Annotated in this window: 24 protein-coding genes; 10 read left to right on the top strand and 14 right to left on the bottom strand. The window is 64.5% G+C overall.

All coding sequences use genetic code 11. The annotated features are described in order from the left end of the window. Window positions 1-2 precede the first annotated feature (2 nt). The gene (locus tag ESD82_RS22045; protein WP_147427613.1) at window positions 3-2,159 is read left to right on the top strand and encodes a topoisomerase DNA-binding C4 zinc finger domain-containing protein; all 2,157 of its coding nucleotides are present in this window, start codon (window positions 3-5) and stop codon (window positions 2,157-2,159) included. A gap of 499 nt (window positions 2,160-2,658) precedes the next feature. Next, window positions 2,659-2,898, top strand: coding sequence for a helix-turn-helix domain-containing protein (locus tag ESD82_RS19030; RefSeq protein WP_147427614.1), 240 nt, complete (start codon window positions 2,659-2,661; stop codon window positions 2,896-2,898). 174 nt (window positions 2,899-3,072) lie between these two features. On the opposite strand, the gene ESD82_RS19025 is transcribed toward ESD82_RS19030, so the two are convergent. From ESD82_RS19025 to ESD82_RS19010, 4 genes are all read right to left on the bottom strand, one after another. Then, complete coding sequence (locus ESD82_RS19025; RefSeq protein ID WP_024844429.1) at window positions 3,073-4,746, bottom strand: IS66-like element ISPpa7 family transposase; 1,674 nt, start codon at window positions 4,744-4,746, stop codon at window positions 3,073-3,075. Window positions 4,747-4,810: 64 nt separating this feature from the next. Next, on the bottom strand, window positions 4,811-5,164 hold the full coding sequence (gene tnpB, locus ESD82_RS19020) for an IS66 family insertion sequence element accessory protein TnpB (RefSeq protein WP_028710877.1): 354 nt from the start codon (window positions 5,162-5,164) through the stop codon (window positions 4,811-4,813). Continuing rightward, on the bottom strand, window positions 5,161-5,592 hold the full coding sequence (gene tnpA, locus ESD82_RS19015; RefSeq protein ID WP_143091340.1) for an IS66-like element accessory protein TnpA: 432 nt from the start codon (window positions 5,590-5,592) through the stop codon (window positions 5,161-5,163). Before tnpA ends, tnpB begins: the two co-directional genes overlap by 4 nt. A gap of 63 nt (window positions 5,593-5,655) precedes the next feature. Then, window positions 5,656-5,835 (bottom strand): hypothetical protein, encoded by a 180-nt coding sequence (locus ESD82_RS19010; RefSeq protein ID WP_147427615.1) that lies wholly within the window; start codon window positions 5,833-5,835, stop codon window positions 5,656-5,658. Between the two features lie 41 nt (window positions 5,836-5,876). Here ESD82_RS19010 and ESD82_RS19005 point away from each other — a divergent pair, with 41 nt between their 5' ends. After that, complete coding sequence (locus ESD82_RS19005) at window positions 5,877-7,187, top strand: AAA family ATPase (RefSeq protein ID WP_167521786.1); 1,311 nt, start codon at window positions 5,877-5,879, stop codon at window positions 7,185-7,187. 30 nt (window positions 7,188-7,217) lie between these two features. On the opposite strand, the gene ESD82_RS19000 is transcribed toward ESD82_RS19005, so the two are convergent. The 7 genes from ESD82_RS19000 to ESD82_RS18970 form a co-directional block, all read right to left on the bottom strand. Next, window positions 7,218-7,439, bottom strand: a complete 222-nt coding sequence (locus ESD82_RS19000; RefSeq protein WP_147427617.1) for a hypothetical protein — start codon at window positions 7,437-7,439, stop codon at window positions 7,218-7,220. A gap of 178 nt (window positions 7,440-7,617) precedes the next feature. Then, window positions 7,618-9,300, bottom strand: a complete 1,683-nt coding sequence (locus ESD82_RS18995) for a hypothetical protein (RefSeq protein WP_147427618.1) — start codon at window positions 9,298-9,300, stop codon at window positions 7,618-7,620. A gap of 349 nt (window positions 9,301-9,649) precedes the next feature. Next, window positions 9,650-10,132, bottom strand: coding sequence for a hypothetical protein (locus ESD82_RS18990; protein ID WP_147427619.1), 483 nt, complete (start codon window positions 10,130-10,132; stop codon window positions 9,650-9,652). A 97-nt stretch (window positions 10,133-10,229) separates the two neighbouring features. Beyond that, the gene (locus ESD82_RS18985; RefSeq protein ID WP_147427620.1) at window positions 10,230-10,418 is read right to left on the bottom strand and encodes a helix-turn-helix transcriptional regulator; all 189 of its coding nucleotides are present in this window, start codon (window positions 10,416-10,418) and stop codon (window positions 10,230-10,232) included. A 75-nt stretch (window positions 10,419-10,493) separates the two neighbouring features. Continuing rightward, window positions 10,494-11,234, bottom strand: coding sequence for a hypothetical protein (locus ESD82_RS18980; RefSeq protein ID WP_147427621.1), 741 nt, complete (start codon window positions 11,232-11,234; stop codon window positions 10,494-10,496). 2 nt (window positions 11,235-11,236) lie between these two features. Further along, window positions 11,237-12,421 (bottom strand): tyrosine-type recombinase/integrase, encoded by a 1,185-nt coding sequence (locus tag ESD82_RS18975; protein ID WP_074990576.1) that lies wholly within the window; start codon window positions 12,419-12,421, stop codon window positions 11,237-11,239. A gap of 657 nt (window positions 12,422-13,078) precedes the next feature. Next, window positions 13,079-15,259, bottom strand: a complete 2,181-nt coding sequence (locus ESD82_RS18970) for a heavy metal translocating P-type ATPase (protein ID WP_028710085.1) — start codon at window positions 15,257-15,259, stop codon at window positions 13,079-13,081. A 97-nt stretch (window positions 15,260-15,356) separates the two neighbouring features. Between ESD82_RS18970 and ESD82_RS18965 the strand changes: the two genes are divergently transcribed. The 5 genes from ESD82_RS18965 (at window position 15,357) to ESD82_RS18945 (ending at window position 18,206) form a co-directional block, all read left to right on the top strand. Continuing rightward, on the top strand, window positions 15,357-15,797 hold the full coding sequence (locus ESD82_RS18965; RefSeq protein ID WP_147427622.1) for a MerR family transcriptional regulator: 441 nt from the start codon (window positions 15,357-15,359) through the stop codon (window positions 15,795-15,797). A gap of 67 nt (window positions 15,798-15,864) precedes the next feature. Continuing rightward, window positions 15,865-16,494, top strand: coding sequence for a CDP-diacylglycerol--glycerol-3-phosphate 3-phosphatidyltransferase (pgsA, locus tag ESD82_RS18960; RefSeq protein ID WP_147427623.1), 630 nt, complete (start codon window positions 15,865-15,867; stop codon window positions 16,492-16,494). Next, the gene (gene moaD / locus ESD82_RS18955) at window positions 16,484-16,735 is read left to right on the top strand and encodes a molybdopterin converting factor subunit 1 (protein WP_024843540.1); all 252 of its coding nucleotides are present in this window, start codon (window positions 16,484-16,486) and stop codon (window positions 16,733-16,735) included. The genes pgsA and moaD overlap by 11 nt, the downstream gene beginning before the upstream one ends. A 1-nt stretch (window position 16,736) precedes the next feature. Further along, entirely contained in the window at window positions 16,737-17,177 is a 441-nt protein-coding gene (locus ESD82_RS18950) for a molybdenum cofactor biosynthesis protein MoaE (protein WP_024843541.1), read from the top strand. Between the two features lie 72 nt (window positions 17,178-17,249). After that, window positions 17,250-18,206, top strand: coding sequence for an acetyl-CoA carboxylase carboxyltransferase subunit alpha (locus ESD82_RS18945; protein WP_024843542.1), 957 nt, complete (start codon window positions 17,250-17,252; stop codon window positions 18,204-18,206). Between the two features lie 160 nt (window positions 18,207-18,366). On the opposite strand, the gene ESD82_RS18940 is transcribed toward ESD82_RS18945, so the two are convergent. After that, a complete protein-coding gene (locus ESD82_RS18940; protein WP_147427624.1) occupies window positions 18,367-19,635 on the bottom strand; it encodes a 4-aminobutyrate--2-oxoglutarate transaminase in 1,269 nt (422 codons plus the stop codon). A 100-nt stretch (window positions 19,636-19,735) separates the two neighbouring features. Here ESD82_RS18940 and ESD82_RS18935 point away from each other — a divergent pair, with 100 nt between their 5' ends. Beyond that, a complete protein-coding gene (locus ESD82_RS18935) occupies window positions 19,736-20,452 on the top strand; it encodes a rhomboid family intramembrane serine protease (protein ID WP_024843544.1) in 717 nt (238 codons plus the stop codon). Here the strand turns inward: ESD82_RS18935 and mnmD are convergent. Further along, window positions 20,449-21,105 carry a tRNA (5-methylaminomethyl-2-thiouridine)(34)-methyltransferase MnmD gene (gene mnmD / locus ESD82_RS18930; RefSeq protein ID WP_024843545.1) on the bottom strand — a complete coding sequence of 219 codons (657 nt, stop codon included), beginning with the start codon at window positions 21,103-21,105 and terminating at the stop codon, window positions 20,449-20,451. The two genes, ESD82_RS18935 and mnmD, sit on opposite strands and share 4 nt — an antisense overlap. A gap of 46 nt (window positions 21,106-21,151) precedes the next feature. Between mnmD and ESD82_RS18925 the strand changes: the two genes are divergently transcribed. Next, on the top strand, window positions 21,152-22,171 hold the full coding sequence (locus ESD82_RS18925) for an NAD(P)/FAD-dependent oxidoreductase (protein WP_024843546.1): 1,020 nt from the start codon (window positions 21,152-21,154) through the stop codon (window positions 22,169-22,171). On the opposite strand, the gene ESD82_RS18920 is transcribed toward ESD82_RS18925, so the two are convergent. Further along, complete coding sequence (locus tag ESD82_RS18920; RefSeq protein ID WP_147427625.1) at window positions 22,155-22,664, bottom strand: NnrU family protein; 510 nt, start codon at window positions 22,662-22,664, stop codon at window positions 22,155-22,157. The two genes, ESD82_RS18925 and ESD82_RS18920, sit on opposite strands and share 17 nt — an antisense overlap. Window positions 22,665-22,673 lie beyond the last annotated feature (9 nt).

Here is a 22,673-nt window from a genome sequence, read left to right as displayed (position 1 = left end):
CCATGCGGGAGATTATGGTCGGCACATCGCGGTTTCAGCTTGGCGAGAGAATAGGCGGCGGCGGAGAGGGCGAGGTTTTCGCAATCACTGGCCGGGCCGGGCAAGCGGTGAAGATTTACGGTGCCGGTCTTCGGGCATCCCGCGAAAGGAAGGTGCGGGCGATGGTCCTCGGTGGCCTTGCCGCCAAGACCGATCTTGTCGCCTATCCGGGGGAGGTAGCGACTGATCCGAGCGGCAAGTTCCTCGGATTCCTGATGCGCCTCGTGTCGGGATACCGCCCTCTGCATGAGCTTTACAGCCCGAAATCTCGGCAGCGCCATTTTCCGAAAGCCGATTATCGCTTCGTCGTGCGGGCGGCGCTGAATGTCGCGCGCGCTGTTGGCAAGGTGCATCAGACCGGATGTGTCATCGGTGATCTTAACCACTCGGGGGTGCTGGTGTCGCAGGAGGCAACCGTCGCGCTGATCGACGCGGACAGCTTTCAGTTCAGCTTGAACGGCAAGACCTATCCTTGCCTTGTTGGGGTGGAGGATTTCACCCCGCCCGAGCTTCATGGCATCAACCTCGGCACCGTCACGCGGACGATTCAGCATGACAATTTCGGTCTGGCGGTTGCGATCTTTCACCTTCTCTTCATGGGGCGGCACCCCTACGCAGGGGTTTACAAGGGACCGGATTTGTCGATGGGCGAGTCTATTGCCCAAAACAGGTTCGCGTTCTCCATGCTTCGCCGATCCGAAACACAGACCAGCCCGCCGCCCGGGGCTCTGCCCCTTGATCTGTTCCCGGCTCCTATCCGTTCAGCTTTTGAGCGCGCCTTTGGGCTGAATGCCTCGTCCCGGCCTAGTGCGTCGGAATGGGTGGATGCGCTCACGAAACTAGAAGGCTCCTTGAGCCGCTGCGGCAAGGTGAAGTCGCACTATTACCCAAGCAACACCAAGGGGTGCGTCTGGTGCAGTCTGGCCGCGAGAGGCGGCTTCGATATGTTCCCGGACCTGTCTTCCGTTACCTCGGACATTCCGACCGATGTGCGCGGCACGGAAGAGGCGATACGGGAGATTCTGGCATTCCGCTTGCCGACCGCATCGGAAGTCCTGTCGCTTTCCATTTCTGTTCCGCCCGGCCCTAGTTCGGCATTGCAAGAAGCAAAGAACGCGAAGCGCGGTCATGCCCTCACGGCTCTTCTGATGGTCGCGGGTGCCGCTGCCGGACTTATCTTTGCAACTCCGGTCTGGTTCCTTTGGCTCGGGCTTGCTGGTTGGGGGGTGGTGAGATTCGGCGACCGGAACGTGTCGGAACGTCCCTTTGTAGATCGGTTCGAGAAGGCCGATAGCAGGGTGCAGGCCGAGCTTGACGCCTTCATGCGCCGGAGCAACCTGACAGAGATTGTGCAGGTTCGCGCCGATCTGGATGCGGAAATCGCGGCATACAAGAGAATCGACGATGACCTTGCCGGGGAACTGCGCAACTTCAAATCCACTCGTGAGGCTCGCCAGCGTGCGGCATACCTCGATCAGTTTCAGGTGCGACGGGCGAATATTTCTGGCATAGGGCCTGCCAAGACTGCGACACTGATTTCTTTCGGCATTGAGACCGCTGCCGATGTGGATTGGTCCGCAGTCCGAGCCGTGCCGGGTTTCGGCGAGGTCATGACCCAAAAGCTGGTGAAATGGCGGAAAGCGCACGAGGCAAGGTTCCGCTATAATCCCGCGTCGAACGCACAGGACGTAACCGACGAGCGTGCGCTTCGGTCGAAGTATGCGACCCAGAAGGTGAAGCTCGAATCCTCTATCCGTGGCGGCCTGACCACGCTTCGCACTGCTAAACCGCGATTGGATGCGCTGCCCTCGCGGGTTCGGGGAGATACGGCGCTGATGCAAGCCCTTGAGGAGCGGGCGCGGGCGGAACAGGACTTGAGATTGCTCGGGGCGAGTGTTCCGTCCTCCAAGGTCGCACTCAAGGTTACGGCTACACCGCGCCCCGTGCCGTCGCCCGTTGCAGCGAATCCACCTGCTTCGCCAACGCCCAGACCTCATGCGACTACCGGGACGCCATCTTGCCCGAGATGCGGAGCGCAGATGCTCCGCAGAAGAGGGCGACATGGCTCCTTTTGGGGTTGTTCTCGCTATCCTAGCTGTCGCGGCACGAGAAATATCTAGCGGAATTGCAGCGGCCCAATTGCACCCATAATTTGATGACTGCGAGGCCGATTTGTTCCGTAATCTGGCGACGCGGCAAGCAGAAGAACTGGGACGACGAAGAGTGTTCGCAGCTTCAGCATAATTGCCCCTCCTTCATTCGATCATCTCGACACGCGCGTCGCAGGTCGTGTTGTCGAATGACCCGACGGCGCGCTCTACGTTCGTGCCGCCGAAGCCGTTCTGGGCGCGGTATGTCATGATGAAGCGCGCAAACGAACAGAAGGCCAGCAAGGGCCATGTGGATAGATGCCGCAGCATACAGGATGGCGAGTAGTGCGACGATCTGAAGTGCGCCTTTGCCACGCTTGGGTGTGCCAGTGCCTGTCCCGGTCTCTGTGGTCATATCATCGGTTCCTTGCCGTAGGGCGGTATGTTGCCAGCTAGCTATCATCCTGAAAATGGGATAATTCCTTTCTGGGATTAACCACTACCGCACGCCGGGTCAAGGAATGTGCGGTTGGCGAAGAGCATCTACGACGAAGAGTATCGCACGCTTATCGACGCCGTCCGATCTGCGCGGAAGAAGGCCGGACTGACGCAGCAGGCGCTCGCTGACCGGCTGGGCCGCCCTCAATCCTTTGTCGCCAAGGTAGAAGGCTATGAGCGGCGGCTGGACATCATCGAGTTTTTGCACGTTTGCCGGGCGCTGGGCGTTGATCCTGCTTTGATCTTCGTTGCGCTGGACCGGGCGGAATAGGGGGACGCCCGGCAGCATCCCCTCTTCGATCACGGTCGTTCCCTGTTCGTCGTAAGCGCCGTCTCCGTCCCATTGGGATTTGGGGTGCGCTTGGGAGCGCGAGTTGGGTGCGTTGGGGGGCGAGTGCCGGTTAGTGAAGCTCACAATGAGCTCAGCCGGGAGTCCCGGATGTGCTCATTGTGAGGTCTTGGTCGCTGCCGCGTAGGCCCATGGCATCAAGGCGTCTATGTCCTTGTCGAGGTGGCCGGTGGCGATGCTTGTGAAGAGATCGCGCAGGTAGGCGTAAGGCTCCACGTCGTTCAGCTTGCAGGTGCCGATCAGGCTGGCGAAGCGGGCCCAGTTGCGGCCACCCTCGTCGTGGCCGGCGAAGAGCGCATTGCGGCGGTTCATGGCCGGGCTGCGGATGGCGTTCTCGACCAGGTTGGAGTCCATGTCGACATGGCCATCGTCGAGGAACAGCCGGAAGCCGTCCTGGCGGCGCAGCATGTAGTGCAGGGCCTTGCCGAGATCCGACTTGCGCGAGGTCCGGTCGGCCTGGGCGGCGAGCCAGGCGAAGAATTTATCGACCAGGGGGCGGGACTGCTCCTGCCGGATGGTGCGGCGCAGGCCGGCATCCTTGCCGCGGATGGCGGCCTCGATCCGATAGAGCGCGGCGATGCGCGCCAGCGCCTCGTCGACAATGGGCGAGCCGGCCTTCGGTCTGGCCGCGATGAGCTTCCTGCGGCCGTGCGACCAGCAGAACGCCAGCGCAAGCGGCTTGCCGCCCTTCCGGTCGGGCTTGGCCAGATGGGTGTAGCCGCCATAGGCGTCGACCTGAATCGTCCCGTCGAACCCGTCGAGGATCTCGTCGGCGTTCTCGCCGGCGCGGCCCGGGCGATAGTGGAACACCACGCCGGGCGGGGCGGGACCGCCCCAACCGCGATCGTCGCGTAGCACCGCCCAGAGATATCCGGTCTTCGTCTTGCCGCGCCCTGGGTCCAGGACCGGGGCTGTGGTCTCGTCGACATAGAGGCGGGTGCCGCCGGTCTTCAGAAGCACCGTCATGCGCTCGACCACGGGCGCGATCAGCGCGCCGGTCCGGCCCATCCAGTCGGCCAGCACCGAGCGGTCGATGGGCACCCCGTGCCGGGCCATGACCAGCGACTGCCGGTTCAAGGGCATGTGTTCAGAATGCTTGGCGACCGCGATCTGCGCGAGCAGCGCCTCGGTAGGCCAGCTGCCTTCGAGCAGATGCGCCGGGGCTTTTGCCTGCACCACACCGGCCCGGCCCTTGGGGCAGGCGTATCTGGGTCGCACCGTGACGATCACCTGATACCGCGCGGGGATGCAATCCAGCCGCTTGCTGCGGTCCTCGCCGATCCGGACCATGTCGCCACAGCCACAAGGACAGGCGATGCTGTCGGGCTCGACCACCCGCTCCACATGCGGCAGGCCTTCGGGCAGCGCCCGGGCTTTGCGCGGTTTACGCCGAGCTTTCTTCTCGGGATCGAGCGTGCTGGCGGCGATCTTCTCTTCGACCGCAGCGATGCGCGCCTCGGTCTCGGCGATGGCAGTCTCGAGGTCTTCCAGTGCCAGGTCCAGCTGGGCGGGGTCCAGCTTCTCGGACTTCGGCCCGAACTTCGCGCGGCGATACTGCTGGATCTGGCCTTCCAGCGTCACCACCAGCTCCTTGAGCTCGGCGATGAACGCCTCCTTCTCGGCCACCACCGCTTGCTCGTGCTGGCGTGCCGCGCGTTCGACCGAGGCCTCGAACCGGGCGGCCTCCAGCGCCTCGTGCTGCGCTGCAAAGGCCGCCACCACCTCGGGCGGGAGGTCAGGAAAGCGGCTCAGATCGAGGGGCTGCGACATGGCCCTTTCTATCCGATCCCGGCAGGGAAGCCCAACAAAACAACGCCCGGAACGACGACCTGAGTCACCCCGCCGCAGTCGGCACCGTCACCCGCTGCGCCATCACCCGCCGCCAATCCAGGCCCTCGACCAGCGCCTCGCATTGCGCCCGTGACAGCCGCATCACCCCGTCCTGAACCTTCGGCCAGGCGAACTTGCCCTGCTCCAGGACCTTATACACCAGCACCATGCCGGTGCCGTCCCACACCAGGATCTTCAATCTGTCGCCGCGCTTCGATCGGAAGATCACCATCACCCCGGAATGCGGATCGAGCCGCAGCGTGTTCTGAACGATCAGTGCCAGCGCCTGATGACCGCAACGGAAGTCCACCGGTCGGGTCGCCACCAGGATCGGCAGCCGCTGCCCGGCGACGATCATGCCGACCTGCGCAGCGCACGCACAAGCGCCGCCGCCCGCTCCGCCGACACGTCGCCCGGCACGCGGACAATAATTCCGTCGCCAATCTCGATTCCGACGACCCCTTCGGCACCGCGCGCGGCATCAGGCGAGGCATCCACCTCGTCATCTACCGACACCGGCACGAACGCCGGCACCACGGTCGCGCCTACCGCCTCCATGGCATCCGCCGGCAGCGCCAGAAGCCCCTGTCGCGCCTGGCGCCGCCAGTCCGAGAGCTGATGCGGCGCAAGATCATGCCGCTGCGCGACATCCACAACTCGCACCCCGGGCTGGAAACTCTCCGCCACGATCCGGGCCTTCACCGCCTCAGGCCAGCGCCGATACCCCCGCGTCCGACGAACCACCTCGACACGACCAACGAACCCGTCGCCACCATCCGCCACCATCGCCCCCTTGCAGAAAACCACAAAGAGGCTCGCTCCTACGCAGCTCGCAGGAAACCCACGATATCAATGGGCTGGAGACGGCGCATACTGTTCGTCGTTCGCTACGGCGATCTGGAAGGTGCCTCCGAAGAGGGCGGGGTCGTTGAACTTGGGGTTCACATGAAACTGCGCGTGTCGGAAGTGGATCACGTTGGGTTCCTCGAACTTGATGGCTCGCTGCAACACTTGCAGCCAAGGCGTCATGGCGTGTAGGTTAAGTTTACCTCACAGAGCGGATAGCAATCTTGGATAAGTTGGAAACACTGCGGGCAGTTCTGAACCAAACACAACAGGAATTCGGACACGCATTGTCCAAGGTTCTATCGCCCTCACGACCACTTCAATCCGAAGAGTATTTGAAGGGGCGAGCAGAGCAACTGCATGGGATTGAGAAAGCGCTATACGCGCCTGGACGGCACGTTCTGATTCACGGGTTGCGTGGCGTGGGGAAATCTTCTTTGGCTCAGACGGCGGCTTTCAAGATATCAAAAGGGCATGATCCGATTATCGTAAGCTGTGATCCCCAAAGCACATTTAAGTCAATTATTAAAGACATATTCGATGAGGTGCTTGGGAAAGACCCGAGAATCGCTGAGGAACTCAAGTCTAAAGAAGGTAGCATCGGATTTTCGTTCAAAGGGTGGTCCGGAATTCTGAAAGGGTCTGCTGCGAGGAAGGAAAAGGATATTGATGAACCTCTCTCTGTAAATGATGCTGTTCGCATAATTCAATTTCTATGCCAAGAACTTTCCGGGAAACCAGTTTTTGTTGTGGACGAATTCGACTTGATTGCAAATCCTGATGTGCAGAGAGACTTTGCTAACTTGGTTAAGCAGGTGTCTGACAAGCATGTGGAAGCTTGCTTCATATTCTGTGGAATTGCCGATAGTGCAGAAGCGTTGATGGCAGCGCATGGTAGCGCAGACCGTTACTTCCATGCCGTTGCACTGGGGAAGTTACCTTGGGATGCGAGGATTGAAATCGTAGAAACGGCAGCCGAGGCTTTGGGCATAACGATTGATAGAACGACTATTTATCGTATTGCTATGATTTGTGATGGTTTCCCGTATTATGTGCATTTTATCTCGGAAAAGCTGTTCTGGCGAGTTTTTGAAGCAAAGGACGGCGGGATGGTGAATCCTGAGCTGTTCTCCTTGGCGATGGAAGATGCGGCTGGAGCTATGGATATGAAGCTGCGCGGGCCATACGAAAAGGCGACGCAGAAGTATGACGATACTTATAGCGCGATATTATTTGCGGTTGCTGACGGGCATGAGTTGCGGAAGAGAAGCTCTGATATTTTTAAGGTCTATGAGCGTGTAATGGGTGATCTGGGTCAAAAGCCAGCAACTCGACAGAAGTTCAATAACCGTATGAATCGGCTGAAGAGTGAGCCTCATGGTTGCATCTTAACTGCGACTCGTCAGGGATGGTATGAGTTTACGGAAAAAATGATCCGAGGGTATGTGCGCCTGAAGGCGGAACAGGCCAAGGTCCGCCTTAGCCCGGATCATCCCGGTGCTGCCTCTCTAATGCACCACAGGGTGGGAGATTAGTAGTCCGCCGTTATTGCAACCCGTTGCAATTCAGTGAAAACGTGCCGACAGCCAGCCAAAGCCCAACGCCAACGGCCAAAGGAGGATGAACGTCCCCTTGGCGACAAGCAGCGCGACATCACTGCGGGCGTCGGCTCCGATCAGGTCACTGCGCCACTCTTCGGGCTGGTTCGGCGCTGGGCAAGTAATGACGATGCGCTGCCACCAGAACAGGCCGAAGGCGAGATAGATGATAGCGAGGAAAGCAGTCATAGGGCATTCTCCTTGTCAGGTCTTCGCGGGTTTGCGGATATGCGGTGATCGCGATTAGCGCAGGGTGATGATGGGAAGCACGGATGCCTCTGCGGGTTATTCTGGTCAGACAGAAAGGGCCTTCTTCAGTATGGCGTGGGGGTGGGTTGGGAATGGCTGGTTGTCCAACGTGCCCAGCTTAGACGACGGTTTTCGGCGGGCACCTTCGCTCGTCCTCTCCATTCAAGTTCAGCCGATTTGCTTTGCGGCGGGCACGGGCCTCTTCCCACGTCTCGGTGATCATCAGGTTCAGAACTGGCTTGGGCTGGGCTTCCATGCGGGCCTTGGCAGCGGCGATCTCCTTGTTGCGCTTGGCGGCTTGCTCGGCCATGACGCGGGCGCGGGCCTCCTCCCACGTCTCGGTGATCATCAGCATGTTTGAGGCATCGACCAGCGGCGGCGGTTCCGGGCGTGGGGTCTCCGGGGCAACAGGCTGCGGCTTCTCGATTTTCACAATGGGTTGGTGCCCCCAGACCTGCCCGGGGCGGCGTTGGGTGCCCGGTGTGACTTTCACCTGCGACCCGTCCGGAAGCTGGGCAGCGCGCTCTGTGAAGCCTTCCAGCCGGGCGGCGCGTTCCTCGCGCTCCTTGGCGCGGCGGGCCTGCTTGGCGACATTGGCCTCCCGGCGTTCCATCTCGCGACGCATGTCCAGCGCGGCCTGTTCGCGGGCAATCTCCTTGACCGCTTCATCGTGGCCCATGCCAGCGGCGATCAGCCGGGCGTAGCGGTCATTGTCGGCATCGGTGGCGAAAACGTGCGACTTGCGGTCGATCCAGACCTCCACGAAATCCCGCAGCCGCCAGATCAGGAAGTCGAGGCTCGGATAGGTCGGGGCAGCGGGCTTGGTCATCCACGCCAGCTTGCGCTGAACCACCGCGCCCCAGTTCCGGGCGGCGAAGTCGAGGAATTCCGCGAAGGTGCCTGTCTTGGCCTCGGCCCATTTCCGCTGGGCCTGCTTCACCATGCCCTGCTCCTTGCGCGACCATGCGACGTGCAACCGGAGCGGGTGAGCTTCCATCAGCGCCCTGATCCAGATGCGCTCAAGCTCGGTCGCGGTCAGCACACCCGACTTGCGCTCGGCGGCGCGCTTCTGTGCATCGTCTGCCTTGCGGGCCACCGCAGCGCGGCTTTCGGCTTGGATGCGGGAAATGCGCTGGCGAACCCGAATTGCAACGGGTTGCTCCTCTTGGTCGCAGTTACCAGATTCTTTGGCCGCGCCCAAAAATTCAGTCTGGTTTTCATTTTCCGGGGCGGTGGTCTTCTTCTCCTTTTCCCCCGGAACGAAAAGGCGCGGTGTCGGCGCGTCAGCGACGGCATCGCCAATAGAACTATCGAAGTTCTTACTATCTGTATTCAGTGTCTCATTTTTAGTCTGGTCGAGTCTCAAATTGAGACCGTCTTTCGCCTTCAGGCGCTTCGGAACGGGAATAATACCGGTCTTCTCCGGGTTCCATTGTGGGTTAAAAATGATCGTGACCCGGCCATGTTTCTGCGGTTTCCGCCTGATAATCCCCAGCGACTCGAAACGATCCATCATCCGGAAGTAGGTGGCGCGGCTAATCCCGAGACCGGCGTATTCGTCGGTGCCTTTCAGGATGTTCTCAACTGACGCGGTGAAGCGGTCTTTCCCCCAGCAGATCGTCCGGTCAGCGAGATAGATCACCGCCGATATCTCAGAGAGGTTCAGCCACTTCCGCCAGCGGCGGGTCACATATTGAAGAAACGCCATCTTATCAAAGACGGGCACGTCTTCACCTGTGGAAAGGAATCGCGCCACACTTGTAGCAACCGATTGGCGGAATGAAACGACGGTGTTCGGCATGGAGGTGGACCGGCGTGCAACGGGTTGCACCGGGCGAGGCGTCCTCGGGGTGTTCATGGTGGGGCTTCCTATTGGTAGGTTTGCCGTGGGCGCTGGATGCTGGCCGGAAGAGCAGCGGTTTTCGGCTTGATAGAGCCGGTTTTCTCACGCCACAGGCGCATGAGGGCGCTTTTGGTGGTCGGATATGCCACAGCGCGCCATCGGCCTGTGGCCTGCTTGTCAGCGCCTCTCCGGTTATGCTGGATCACCCACTGGACACCGTCCCGGCATTCGATGAGCCGGAACGATTTTCTGGGGAGGACCACGCGGCAAATCTCGGCGGGGTAGTGATCGGAGGACTCGGAGCAGATCATTCCTGCATCTCCGCGTCATGGCTTTGGCCGATAATTTCCCAGTGACGATAGAATTTCATCGCAAAGTCTTCATCAATATGGAGCAAGATCGCGGTCCCCGTCGGAAGGCGCGTCCGGGAGATCACCCCTTTTTCTTCAAGCCCCCGAAGCGCACGGAAATAGCTCGAACGACTGATGGAAACCGGCGGCAGCCATTCGTCTCCATCTATTGCGTCTCTGACTGGCACAATACAAGCAATGCGCCCGTATATGGTCGGAAGTAGTAGCCAGTTCGCGACAAGCCACTCTTTCATTTCGAGGTTGCTCATGCCCAGCACGTCAACCACACATCTCACGGCAAGCCGTCGCTCGATTTCCCTCTCCGTCATGCGCGAAATGTCGTATGCGCGCTGATATACCTGTCCGAAGGGAATGATTGCGGCAGTTTCATTGTCGCGGCGAGCCGAAACGGTTCCGCGATAGGATTTCATACTGGACATAGATGCGTTTCCTGTTGGAAAGCGCAAGCAGCCGGGATATGATCTGATTTGAACCTGTCAGAGATTACCCCGTCCGTGCCTGCGCATGGGCGGGTTTTCAATTGTCGGTGCGCTGGGCAGCCAGCTTGGCAATAGCTGCCTCCACCTCGGAACGCAGCCAGCGGCTGGAACGTCCGATCTTGACCTGCTTGGGGAGAATGCCAGCTTTGATACCTGCATAGATGGATGTCCTGCCCATCTTGGTATAGCGGCGGACCCAGCCGATGGTCACATATTCGTCGGTCATCGCGCAGACTCCTTTGTTCGCGTATGACCTATGTTGTTCACATCTCTCGCTTCAGAGCGTGTAGAGAGTTCGCCTCTAACTTTGAGAACGATGAGCAGCAGGCCTCGGGTGTCGCATCCCAGAATGGATGTGCTCGATCCATTCAGAGAACCATGGACCAAGTTCGTTGACCGCCCCGTCTATCGTTTTTCCTATGTGGTCCCCCGTCACCCACCTTTTCACAGTGTTTGGGGTTACAGGCCGAAAATCAGTATTCTCGACTTGTCGCGACTCTTCCGAAATTATTGCCATGGAACTAGGCAATCTTGATGCTTTCCGGGCGGGATTTTCATCGTTTTCCGTTGGCAGTATTCCGAATTCCTTCCGAAGAGATGACGCAAGCCCCCTGATAAATGTTCCTGCGTGCCAATCGTCCCATTTCTTGGGTCCGCTCTTTCTGGGCGGAATAAGCTGTGAAAGCAGCCCTCCTTCCTTTTCATGCGGGGCGATAATGGCATGCGCTGCAAAATCGCGCAACCGAGGCGGCAGACGGCGCTCGGCAGATATTCTCGAAGCCACTACCCGACAGGCAAGAAGAAATGCTTCGCGATGCTCCTTGGCAGCCAAGTGTAATAGCTCTGGGCCATGCGGAGCGTAAGAGATATAAATACGCATTTGCCCATCGCTAGTTTTACAACTTTTGTTATGCAAACCAGCGGCCATTTCTATGGCATCCGTGACAGGGCCGTGCCACGGGTTTGCTTTGAAGTTCTTTATTCTCTCTTTGGCGAAGTTTCGCGCGTTGCGCTCTAATGCAACCCGTTGCAACTCGTCCATGATCATCCCCTCGCCAACTGCACCACATTCCCGGACTTCCCAGCGAGATATTGCCCCCATCGCTCCATGAGCTTACGTCTCCGCTCGAACAGATCGGACCGGGCATAGGCACGCTCCGTAGAGTTGCCCGTAGCGTGCGCCAGAGCGGCCTCGGCGATTTCCCGTTCAGCATGTGCGCTCTCGCTGCACCAATCCCGGAAAGAGCTTCGGAAGCCGTGGGTTGTGAAACCTTCCCGGCTCATGCGCTTATAGAGGGCTTTGAACACCATGTCGGATTGTGCTTGCCCGTTCCCGTCCTTGTCCCGGTTAGGGCTTGGGAAGACAAGCTCGGGATCAAGTCCCTTGACCTTTTCGAGCACCGCTAGGGCTTCCGCGCTCAAAGGCACCCGATGCGGGATGCCCCGTTTCATCCGCTCCCCGGGGATGGTCCACGTCCTCGCTGGAAGGTCGATTTCCGACCAGCGCGCACCGCGCGCCTCTCCCGAACGGACGGCGGTGAGAATGATGAATTCCAGTGTCCGCGCCGAGACGCCTTCTCGCCCGGCGAGGTCGATCATGAACCCGGGGACATCGCTCCACGGAAGCGCCGCCATATGGCTATCCGATGCCTTCACCTTCGGCAGGGCCTTTTTGAGGCCATTCACCGGATTTTCGTGCGGGTAGTGCCCGGCTCCCTTTGCCCAGTCGAAGACCGCAGAGATGCGTTGCTTCAGACGGCTCGCGGTCTCGTTCTTCTCTGTCCATATCGGCGTAAGCGCCTTCAGGACATCGGCGGTGCCGACCGTAGAAATAAGGCGGTTCCCGAAATGCGGATTGGCATAAGCCTCGACCGAGGAAAGCCACGTCTCGGCGTGCTTCTTGTTCTTCCATGTCGGCAGGAGTTGCGCATGGACCCGCCGGGCCGCCTCGGCGAACGTCAGCGTCTCTTTCTTGCGGAGCGCGTCGGGGTCTCCCCCCTCTCGGATGTATTTACGAAGCTCGCGCGACTTCTCGCGGGCTTCCGCCAGCGATACCAACGAGACTGGCCCCAAGCCGAGGTCGCGGCGCTTGTTCGTCAACGGGACGACCATGCGGAGTATCCAAGATTTTGCGCCGCTAGGTCCGATCCGCAGGTATAGTCCTTCGCCGTCCCCATACATGCCGGGTGACTTCGCGGTTTCCACCTTGCGCGCGGTAAGCTTGGGCATCTCTCTGTCCCATCATTTGTCCCATCACAGTATAGCGGATTTCAGCGAACAGAGGCAAACGGTAACGGCCAATCACTGGATAAAATTGCGTTGATTCATATGCCTATGTGAACATCAGCGGACGGCCGAGAGCATTGGTTTGGAAGACCTCGGCTCCACCAATTCTCTCGCACATTTCGATGAAATATCAGCCGCTTGGGCGGATGCCGCCGCGCGTCACCCCAGGCTGGCCTCGACAGCCGGAAAAAAGATGCCGCTGGATTTCGCTGGGTGTTCAGCGACCCGTGTAGCCCGGACGCGCACCGGATCGAGATGTCAGATTCGTGGCGCGTCTAGAAGCCTTCTTGCCCGTTCGGGAAGCCGAAGCGGTGGGCATCAGTTCAGCGCCGGATCGGCTAGGCCGCCCGGCGCGCGGCCCGCCGCCTTTGGCGGCGCCAAGCGGGCCATCGCATTGCCGGTCCGGCTTCGGGCACCCATGACGCGTCGAACGAAGATACGGCAATCGTCCGGCTTGACAGTCCGGGGAGAACGGGCGCCCCCCTTTGTGCAACCGCCCTAGCAATCGAACTCCGCTGCGGCCCGGATATCCGGGCTGGCGGCACGGCGCTTGGCCCTCGGGCGGATCGCCAAGCGGCCCGCCCCTCCGGCGCGTCGGCCTCAGCCCGCCTTGCCGGGATCGTGGCCCAGCAGGCGCAGCGCGTTCAGCGTCACCAGCACCGTCGCGCCGGTATCGGCCAGGATCGCGATCCACAGCCCGGTGATGCCCAGGACCGATGTGACCAGAAACACCGCCTTCAGCCCCAGCGCGATGGCGATGTTCTGGCGGATATTGGCCATCGTGGTCCGCGCCAGACGGATCAGCGCCGGCACATCCGTCACCCGGTCGCGCAGGATCGCAGCATCCGCCGTCTCCAGCGCCACGTCGGTGCCCGAGCCCATGGCGACGCCGACGCTGGCCTGCTTCAGGGCCGGGGCGTCGTTGATGCCGTCGCCGATCATCATCACGCCCCCCTGCGCGGCCATGTCGCGGATCGCTTCCAGCTTGTCGGCGGGCAGCATCCCGGCCCGGAAGCCGAGCCCCAGCGCGCCGGCGATGGCCTGGGCGGTGCGGGGATTGTCGCCGGTCAGCATGGTCGCCTCGATCCCCATGGCCTTCAGCTGCCGCAGCGCCTCGGCGGCATCGGGGCGCGGCTCGTCGCGCAGGGCGATCAGGCCCAGCGGCCGGTGCTGGTCGAAGACGGCCACCACGGTCATGCCCTGGGCCTCCATCCCTTCGGCTTCGGACGCGTCACGCAGCCCGCCCATCGCCGCGGCATGCCGGGGCGCGGCGACCCAGGCGCGGGTCTGGCCCAGCATGGCCTCGACCCCCTGGCCGGGCAGGGCGCGGGCGGCATGGGCAGGCAGCGGCGCGATCCCCGCCTCGGCCGCCCGGCGCAGGATGGCCTGGGCCAGCGGGTGGCTGGAGCCGGCTTCGACCCCGGCGGCGGCGGCCAGCAGCGCGGCCTCGGTCACGCCGGGGGCGGGCAGGATGCGCACCACCGCCGGCCGGCCCAGGGTCAGCGTGCCGGTCTTGTCAAAGGCCAGGTGCCGGACATGGGCCGCCGCCTCGATCACCGCGCCGCCCTTCATCAGCAGGCCGCGCCGCGCGCCCGAGGACAGCGCCGAGGCGATCGAGGCCGGGACCGAGATCACCAGCGCGCAGGGGCAGCCGATCAGCAGCAGCGCCAGCCCGCGATAGATCCAGGTGTCCCAATCGGCGCCGAAGCCCAGCGGCGGGACCAGCATGGCCAGCGCGGCGGCCGCCACCACGGCGGGCATGTACCAGCGGCTGAAGCGGTCGATGAACCGCTCGGTCGGGGCGCGGGATTCCTCGGCCTGCTCGACCAGGCGGATGATGCGGGCGATGGTGTTGTCCGAGGGCGCGCGGGTGACGCGGATGCGCAGCGCCGCCTCGGTATTGATCGAGCCGGCAAGGACCGGCTCGCCCGGCCCGCGGCTGCGGGGCAGGCTTTCGCCGGTCACGGGGCTTTCGTCCAGGCCGCTGATGCCGGCGACGATCTCGCCATCGGCGGGGATGCGGTCGCCAGGCCGGACCAGAACGACCTGGCCGATCGCCAGCCGGTCGGCGGGAATTTCGCGGGTGCCGCCGCCGTCGATTTCCAGCAGCGCGGTTCGCGGCACCAGGTCGGCCAGCGCCCGGATGCCGTCGCGCGCCTTGCCGGCGGCGACGCCCTCCAGCAGCTCGCCCAGGGCGAACAGGAACACCACCAGCGCGGCTTCCTGTGCCGCGCCGATCACCAGCGCGCCAAGGGCCGCAATGGTCATCAGCGCCTCGATGGTGAAGGGCTGGCCCATGCGCAACGCGGCAAGGGCGCGGCGCGTCACCGGGGCAACGCCGATCAGGCAGGCGGCCAGGAAAGCCCATTGGCCGGCCGCCGCCGGGGCCAGCAGTTCAAGGCCCCAGGCGACCGCCAGCAGCAGGCCGGTCAGGATCACCAGCCGGCCCTTGCCGGTCCGGTGCCAGCTTTCGCCGCGATCCGGGCGGACGGGGACGCCGGGGTGCGATGCCGCGGCGGGCGCATCCGGCAGCGCCGGGCCGGGCGCCCCTGGCCCCTTGGGCGCGATGTTGTAGCCCAGCTTGCGCACCACCCCCTCGATCTCGGCTTCGGCTGTGGTACCGGGCGTCAGGGTCAGCGCCAGCCGCTCGGCCATCAGGGCGACGCTGACCTCGCTGACGCCGGGCAGCCGCTCGACCGCGCGCATGACCTTGGCGCTGCACGAGGCGCAATCCATGCCCGTCACCGTCCATTCGCGCCGCTGTGCCTGTTCCATACCCATCATCCTTCTTCTGCCCGCGCCGCTGCGCGGGGTATTGCCTTTCGATGATTCGGAACCCTAATTCCTCTAGCGACTATAGCTTCAAGGGGGTTTTTTCATGATCGCCATCGGCAAGCTGGCCAAGGCCACCGGCGTCAAGGTGCCCACGATCCGCTATTACGAGCAGATCGGCCTTTTGCCCCCGCCCGAGCGCACGGCGGGCAACCAGCGGCTTTACACGCCCAAGGCGCAAGAGCGGCTGGCCTTCATCCGCCATGCCCGCGACCTGGGCTTTCCGCTGGAGGCGATCCGCGAACTGCTGAGCCTGTCGGACCATCCCGGCCAGCCCTGCACCGCCGCCGACCAGATCGCCCGGCGCCAGCTGGCGGCGGTCGAGGCCAGGATCGCCCGGCTGGGCGCGCTGCGCGACGAATTGCAGCGCATGCTGGCGCATTGCGCCTGCGGCATCATCGCCGATTGCCGGGTGATCGAGGTCCTGGGCAACCATGCGCTCTGCGCCCATGACCATGGCGCAGGGGGGCAGGGGCATCCGGCGTGACGCGGGGATGCGGCCGATGGCCTCGGGGCCTCTTCCCCCCGCCGCGCCGAAAGCCTAGATTGCCCCCATGCGCTGGACCTTGCCCAATATCCTGACCGTTCTGCGACTTGCGGCCGCGCCGCTGGTTCCGCTGATGTTCTTTTTTCTCAGCCGGCCATTCGCCGATTTCGCGGCGCTGGCGCTGTTCCTGATCGCGGCCGTGACCGATTGGTTCGACGGCTACCTGGCCCGCGCCTGGGGCCAGGAAAGCCGCTTCGGCGCCGCCATGGACCCGATCGCCGACAAGGCCATGGTCATCATCGCCGTGGTGGTGATCACCGGCTATTCCGGCATGAACCCCTGGCTGATCCTGCCCGCGACGGTGATCCTGTTCCGCGAGGTCTTCGTTTCGGGCCTGCGCGAATTCCTGGGCGACAAGGCCCGGTTGCTGAAGGTCACGAAGCTTGCCAAGTGGAAGACCACGGCGCAGATGGTGGCCATCGCCGTGCTTTTCCTGGGCACCGGGCTGAACTATTATGAAACCGGCCACCCGCCGCTGGTGGGCGAGACCAGCCTGCCCTGGTCCGACAGCTGGTCGGACCTGGCAACGCAGGCCGGGCTGGCGCTGATCTGGATCGCCGCGGTGCTGACCGCGATCACCGGCTGGGACTATTTCGCCAAGGCCCGGCCCTTCCTGAGGGATGACCATGGCGCTTGACGTGCTGTATTTCGCCTGGCTGCGCGAACGCATCGGCCAGCCGCGCGAGCGGATCGAGACCGGGGCCGCGACCGTGCGCGAGCTGGTTGCCGAGCTTGCCGCCATGGACGAATGGCACGCGGCGGCGCTGGCCGACCTGTCGGCGGTGCGCGTGGCCGTCGACCAGGAACTGGCCGACCTGGACGCGCCGCTGGCGGGGGCGCGCGAGGTTGCCTTCTTCCCGCCGATGACCGGGGGCTGAGATGTCGGCCCGGGTCCAGAGCGCGCCTTTCGACCTGGGCGCCGAACTGGCGGGTTTCGGCGCGGGGTCCGGCGCGGTCGTCACCTTCACCGGCCTGGTGCGCGACGAGGGCGGCCGGCTGGTGGCGCTGGAGATCGAGCATTACCCCGGCATGACCGAGAAGGCGCTGCAAGCCTATGGCGAGGAGGCGGCGCGGCGCTTTGCGCTGGACGACTGGCGCATCCTGCACCGCCATGGCCGGCTGGCGGCGGGCGAGCCGATCATGATGGTCGCCACCGCCGCCCGCCACCGCGTTGCGGCCTTCCAGGCGGCGGAATACCTGATGGACTGGCTGAAATCCCGCGCCCCCTTCTGGAAGCGCGAGATCGGCCCCGACGGCCCCGGCGCCTGGGTCGAGGCCCGTGCCGAGGACGAGGACGCGCTGTCGCGGTGGCAAGGCTGACGTTGCAATCCCGTCCCGCGGCGATCATATAGGGCGCGGACCAGACGACCGGATGACAGCGCGGAGCCCTGCATGACTTACCTGGAGTTCGAAAAGCCCCTTGCCGATCTTGAGGGCAAGGCCGAGGAACTGCGGGCACTGGCCCGAAAGGGCGAAGGCGTCGATCTGGAGAAGGAGGCGGCGGCGCTGGACCGCAAGGCCGAGGAGATGCTGCGCGACCTCTACAAGCAGCTCGATCCCTGGCGCAAGACGCAGGTCGCCCGTCACCCGGAGCGGCCGCATTGCCGCGATTACATCGACGCGCTTTTCACCGAATACACGCCCTTGGCCGGCGACCGCGCCTTTGGCGAGGATCACGCGGTCATGGGCGGGCTCGCGCGGTTCAAGGACCAGCCCTGCGTGGTCATCGGCCATGAAAAGGGCAATGACACCAAGTCGCGCATCTTTCACAATTTCGGCATGGCCCGGCCCGAGGGCTATCGCAAGGCGATCCGGCTGATGGACATGGCCGACCGCTTCCGCCTGCCGGTGATCACCCTGGTCGACACGCCCGGCGCCTATCCCGGCAAGGGTGCCGAGGAACGCGGGCAAAGCGAGGCCATCGCCCGAGCGACCGAGAAATGCCTGCAGATCGGCGTGCCGCTGGTCTCGGTCATCATCGGCGAGGGCGGCTCGGGCGGGGCGGTGGCCTTTGCCACGGCGAACCGCATCGCCATGCTGGAGCATTCGATCTATTCGGTGATCTCGCCCGAGGGCTGCGCCTCGATCCTGTGGAAGGATGCCGAGAAGATGCGCGAGGCGGCGCATGCGCTGAAGCTGACGGCGCAGGATCTGAAGAAGCTGGAGGTGATCGACCGGATCATCGCCGAGCCGGTGGGCGGCGCGCAGCGTGCCCCGGCCGAGACCATTGCGGCGGTGGGCGAGGCGATCGCCGTCATGCTGGGCGAACTGGCCGGCAGGAAGCCCGCCGAACTGGTCAAGGACCGGCGACAGAAATTCCTGGCCATGGGCTCCAAGGCCTTGGGCTGAGCGCCCAGCCGCGCCCGCGCGCGGGTATCTAAGAAACGGAAACAAGGCGTGCGCCGCTGCCCGGCCCGGTTTTGCGGCTGTTTCCGTTTTCCAAGCACCCAAGCGACGCTCCCCAGGGGCGCTGCCGCAGGGGTATTTGCGAAACGGTGAAAGCGCGCGATCAGCCGCGGGCGGCGCGGATCGAGTCCTCGAGAATGTCCAGCGCCTCGTCGAAGACCGCGTCGGGGATGGTCAGCGGTGCGAGGAAGCGGATCACGTTGCCATGCACGCCGCAGGTCAGCAGGATCAGCTTGCGGGCGAGCGCCTCTTCGCGGACGCGGTTGGCGAAATCCGGGCTGGGCCTGTCGGTGCTGGCGATGTTGAACTCGACGGCGTTCATGAAGCCGGGGCCGCGGATGTCGACGATTTCCGGCACGGTTTCGGCGATGCCGGCCAGGCGCTGCTTCAGCCGCTGGCCAAGCCGGGTGGCGCGGTCGCAGAGCCCCTCGTCCTCGATCACGTCCAGCACCGCATGGGCGGCGGCGACGGCCAGCGGGTTGCCGGCATAGGTGCCGCCCAGGCCTCCCGGCGCGGGGCTGTCCATGACATCGGCGCGGCCGGTGACGGCGCTGATCGGCAGCCCGCCGCCCAGCCCCTTGGCCATGGTGGTGATGTCGGCGGCGGTGCCGTGGTGTTCCATCGCGAACAGCTTGCCGGTGCGGGCGAAGCCGGTCTGCACCTCGTCGGCGATCAGCAGGATCGAATACTGGTCGCAGATCTGCCGCAGGCGCTGGATGAAGCCCGCCGGCGCCTCGTAGAAGCCGCCCTCGCCCTGCACCGGCTCGACGATGATCGCGGCGACGCGCGAGGGGTCGATATCGGCCTTGAACAGCCGGTCCAGCGCCGCCAGCGCCTCCTCGGCCGTGACGCCGTGCAGCGGGTTGGGGAAGGGCAGGTGCCAGATGTCGTTCATCATCGGCCCGAACCCGGCCTTGTAGGGCTGGACCTTGCCGGTCAGCGACATGCCCAGGAAGGTGCGGCCGTGGAAGCCGCCGGCGAAGGCCACCACCCCGGCGCGGCCGGTATGGTGGCGGGCGATCTTGACCGCATTCTCGACCGCCTCGGCGCCGGTGGTGTAGAAGGCGGTCTTTTTCGGGCCGTCGCCGGGGACGAGCCGGTTCAGCCGCTCGGCCAGGGCGACGTAATTCTCATAGGGCACGACCTGGTGGCAGGTATGGGTGAAGCGGTCGAGCTGGGCCTTGACCGCCTCGACGACCCGCGGGTGGCGGTGGCCGGTATTGACCACGGCGATGCCGGCGGCGAAGTCGATATAGCGGTTGCCGTCCTTGTCCCAGATCTCGGCATTCTCGGCGCGCTCGGCATAGATTTGCGTGGTCATGCCCACCCCGCGCGAGATGGCGGCGTTCCTGCGGTCGGTCAGGCTGGTCATCGGCCCCTCCTCGATGCGATTCGCAGCCGATGCTATACGCGGTCCGGCCATCCGAACAGGGCCGCTTGCGTGCACCACCGCGATGCTTCAGGCTGCGGGCATGTTCCCGATCCGCGACCATAACCCCTCGGCGCGCACGCCCTATGTCACCCATGCGCTGATCCTTCTCAACGTGGCGATGTTCCTGATCACCATGCCCTGGGCGGGCGGGCAGGTCGGGCTGTGGTACCGGTTGGCGCTTTATCCCGCCGCCATCGCGCAAGGCGAGTGGCTGTGGGGGCTGGTGACGCATATGTTCCTGCATGCCGGGATCATGCATATCGCCGGCAACATGCTGTTCCTGTGGGTGTTTGGCGACAATCTGGAGGACCAGATGGGCCGTTTCGGCTTTCTGGCCTTCTATCTTGCCTGCGGGCTGGCGGCGGCGGCGGGGCAGATCGCCGCCGATCCGATGGGCGACATTCCCATGGTCGGCGCCTCGGGGGCCATCGCCGGGGTGATGGGGGGATACCTGCTGATGTTCCCGCGCGCCCGCGTCGACGTGATCGCGATCATCATCGTCATCATCCGCCGCTTTACCATGCCGGCCTGGGTGTTGCTGCTGGCCTGGTTCGGCATCCAGCTTTTGTCGAGCGCCACCGTGGTCGATGACGGCGTGGCCTATGTCGCCCATGCCGCCGGTTTCCTGGCCGGGATCGTGCTGGCGGTGCCGGTCTTCCTGCGCCGGGGCGGGCCGGGCTTCTGGCGCCGCACCCATGGCCGGCCGCCGCATGCCCCGACCTATGCCCCCTCGCGCATCCCGCGGGTGCGGCGCTAGAGCCGGCCGCGGCTCATGTGGCGCTTGCCGGCGAATCCGGGGGTGCGGCTGACCGCAAAGCCCGCCGCCGCCAGCGCCCGGCGCACATGGCCGGCCGCGGTATAGGTCGCGAATGTGCCGCCCGGCGCGGTATGGGCCGCCACCTCGGCCATCAGCGCCTCGCCCCAAAGCTCGGGGTTCTTGGCCGGCGAGAAGCCGTCGAGGAACCAGGCATCGGCGCGGCCGTCCCAGCCGGGCAGCGCCTCGCGGGCATCGGCCTTGATGATCTCGACCGCGACGGTGCCCAGGGTAAAGCGCGGCTGCGGCCAATGGTCGCGCAACTGGCGCGCCAGCGGCGCCAGTTCGGGAAAGGCGGCATGGGCGCGGACCAGTTCGCCCACGCTCATCGGGAAGGCCTCGAAACTGGTAAAGCGGATCGGCACCGTGGCGAGTTGCGCCAGCGCCAGCAGGTTCAGCCCGGTGCCGAAGCCCAGTTCCGCGACATGGAAGCCGGGGCGCAGCCGCTGGGGCAGGTCGTTGCCGGCCAGGAAGACGTGGCGCGTCTCGTCCAGCCCGCCGTTCAGGCTGAAATAGGGATCGTCGAAACGGCGCGAGACGGGGACCGCGCCCTCGCGCCAGTCCAGGTCGGCGCTGCTCTGGTCGGATGGCTGCATTCGCGCTAACTCCTTCTTGCAGGGCAGATGCGGCGAAAGGGACCGGATGGCAAGGGAAATCACGGTGGCGGGCGGCGGCATTTTCGGCCTGGCCTGCGCATGGGAACTGGTGCGGCGCGGCCGCAAGGTGCGCTTGTTCGAGGCGGCGCGGATCGGCGCCGGCGCCTCGGGCGGCCATGTCGGTGCGCTGGCCCCGCATGCGCCCGAGAACTGGAACGACAAGAAGCAGGTGCAGCTGGATGCGCTGATCGAGGCGGCGGATTGGTGGGCCGAAGTCGGAACGGCGGGCGGCGTCGATCCCGGCTATGCCCGCACCGGCCGCATTCAGCCCGTGGCCCAGGGTGCCGAGGCGCGCATGGCCGAGCGGATCAAGGCCGCCCGCGCCTATTGGCCGGAATGGGCGGGGATGGAGCTGACCGACCGGCCGCAGGGGGCGCTGGTCCCGGTCTCGCCCTCGGGGCTGTGGCTGGTGGACCGGCTGACGGCACGGATCAGCCCGCGCCGTGCCGGGGCGGCGCTGGCCGCCGCGATCCGTGCCCAGGGCGGCGAGATCGTCGAGGGCCAGGCCGCGCCGCCGGACGCTCCGGCGATCTGGGCCACCGGGGCGGCGGGGCTGGCACCCTTTGGCGGCAATGGCGTCAAGGGGCAGTCGGCGCTGCTGGCGCTGGACCTGCGCGACCAGCCGCAGGTCTTTGCCGACGGGATCCATGTCATTCCCCATGCCGATGGAACGGTGGCGATCGGCTCGACCACCGAACGCGACGTGCTGGACCGGCGGACGGACGAACAGCTCGAGGCGGTGATCGACAAGGCGCGCGCGCTGTGCCCGGCGCTGGCGGATGCCCCGGTGATCGACCGCTGGGCCGGCATCCGGCCCCGCGCCGGGTCGCGCGCGCCCCTGGTCGGGCCCTGGCCGGGGCGACCGGGCCATTACGTCGCCAATGGCGGCTTCAAGATCGGCCTGGCCATGGCGCCGGCCGTCGCCGCGATGCTGGCCGACCTGATGCTGGAGCGCCGCGACCGCATTCCTCCCGGCTTCCGGCCCAAGCTCAGGGCAGGGGGCTGACGCCGATCACCGGCAGGTGCAGATACAGCAGCGCCGCCCAGGCCAGCGCCGCCAGGGCCAGGCGCGGCCAGGTCAGGCGCAGCGCCACGCCCTGCCGCAGGCTGATCGCCAGGCCGAACAGCGCATAGGCCAGCAAGAGCCCGAACAGTACGACATGCGCCAGGTCGCCATTGGCCAGCAGATGCGCCGCGCCCCACAGGACAAATCCGCCCATCAGCCCCGCCATGCCCCCCACGAGCGCCATGGCCACGGCGACCGGCATGGCCAGGTTGACCAGCCAGCGCATCCAGGGTTCCTGCGGCCAGATCTCGACAAAGGGCGCCCGGCCCGCCGCCAGGATCAGCCAGTAAAGCAGCGCCAGAGACAGCAGGCTGTAGCCGGCGATATAGCCGCGCTTGCCCAGGCTTGCGACCAGCGGCCCGCGCAGCCGCGCAGGGATGACATGCGAGCCCAGGAAGGCCGCCAGCGCCAAGGTGAATTCGCCCCATTCCATGCCGAAAGC

The sequence above is a fragment of the Paracoccus pantotrophus genome (assembly GCF_008824185.1).
Lineage (GTDB): Bacteria > Pseudomonadota > Alphaproteobacteria > Rhodobacterales > Rhodobacteraceae > Paracoccus > Paracoccus pantotrophus.
Note: the sequence above shows the minus strand (reverse complement) of the source record. Positions and strands in the feature narration are given on the sequence as shown.

Bases quoted from the DNA above. Each gene is read 5' to 3' on its own strand.
- ESD82_RS19000 (WP_147427617.1), bottom strand. From the start codon at position 7,439: ATGACTGCTTTCCTCGCTATCATCTATCTCGCCTTCGGCCTGTTCTGG.
- ESD82_RS18945 (WP_024843542.1), top strand. From the start codon at position 17,250: ATGACTTACCTGGAGTTCGAAAAGCCCCTTGCCGATCTTGAGGGCAAG.
- ESD82_RS18985 (WP_147427620.1), bottom strand. From the start codon at position 10,418: ATGACCGACGAATATGTGACCATCGGCTGGGTCCGCCGCTATACCAAG.
- ESD82_RS18950 (WP_024843541.1), top strand. From the start codon at position 16,737: ATGTCGGCCCGGGTCCAGAGCGCGCCTTTCGACCTGGGCGCCGAACTG.
- ESD82_RS18935 (WP_024843544.1), top strand. From the start codon at position 19,736: ATGTTCCCGATCCGCGACCATAACCCCTCGGCGCGCACGCCCTATGTC.
- ESD82_RS18970 (WP_028710085.1), bottom strand. From the start codon at position 15,259: ATGGGTATGGAACAGGCACAGCGGCGCGAATGGACGGTGACGGGCATG.
- mnmD (WP_024843545.1), bottom strand. From the start codon at position 21,105: ATGCAGCCATCCGACCAGAGCAGCGCCGACCTGGACTGGCGCGAGGGC.
- ESD82_RS22045 (WP_147427613.1), top strand. From the start codon at position 3: ATGCGGGAGATTATGGTCGGCACATCGCGGTTTCAGCTTGGCGAGAGA.
- ESD82_RS18965 (WP_147427622.1), top strand. From the start codon at position 15,357: ATGATCGCCATCGGCAAGCTGGCCAAGGCCACCGGCGTCAAGGTGCCC.
- tnpA (WP_143091340.1), bottom strand. From the start codon at position 5,592: ATGGTGGCGGATGGTGGCGACGGGTTCGTTGGTCGTGTCGAGGTGGTT.
- ESD82_RS18925 (WP_024843546.1), top strand. From the start codon at position 21,152: ATGGCAAGGGAAATCACGGTGGCGGGCGGCGGCATTTTCGGCCTGGCC.
- ESD82_RS19025 (WP_024844429.1), bottom strand. From the start codon at position 4,746: ATGTCGCAGCCCCTCGATCTGAGCCGCTTTCCTGACCTCCCGCCCGAG.
- ESD82_RS18940 (WP_147427624.1), bottom strand. From the start codon at position 19,635: ATGACCAGCCTGACCGACCGCAGGAACGCCGCCATCTCGCGCGGGGTG.
- ESD82_RS18975 (WP_074990576.1), bottom strand. From the start codon at position 12,421: ATGCCCAAGCTTACCGCGCGCAAGGTGGAAACCGCGAAGTCACCCGGC.
- moaD (WP_024843540.1), top strand. From the start codon at position 16,484: ATGGCGCTTGACGTGCTGTATTTCGCCTGGCTGCGCGAACGCATCGGC.
- ESD82_RS18995 (WP_147427618.1), bottom strand. From the start codon at position 9,300: ATGCCGAACACCGTCGTTTCATTCCGCCAATCGGTTGCTACAAGTGTG.
- ESD82_RS18980 (WP_147427621.1), bottom strand. From the start codon at position 11,234: ATGGACGAGTTGCAACGGGTTGCATTAGAGCGCAACGCGCGAAACTTC.
- pgsA (WP_147427623.1), top strand. From the start codon at position 15,865: ATGCGCTGGACCTTGCCCAATATCCTGACCGTTCTGCGACTTGCGGCC.
- ESD82_RS18990 (WP_147427619.1), bottom strand. From the start codon at position 10,132: ATGTCCAGTATGAAATCCTATCGCGGAACCGTTTCGGCTCGCCGCGAC.
- ESD82_RS19010 (WP_147427615.1), bottom strand. From the start codon at position 5,835: ATGACGCCTTGGCTGCAAGTGTTGCAGCGAGCCATCAAGTTCGAGGAA.
- ESD82_RS18920 (WP_147427625.1), bottom strand. From the start codon at position 22,664: ATGGAATGGGGCGAATTCACCTTGGCGCTGGCGGCCTTCCTGGGCTCG.
- tnpB (WP_028710877.1), bottom strand. From the start codon at position 5,164: ATGATCGTCGCCGGGCAGCGGCTGCCGATCCTGGTGGCGACCCGACCG.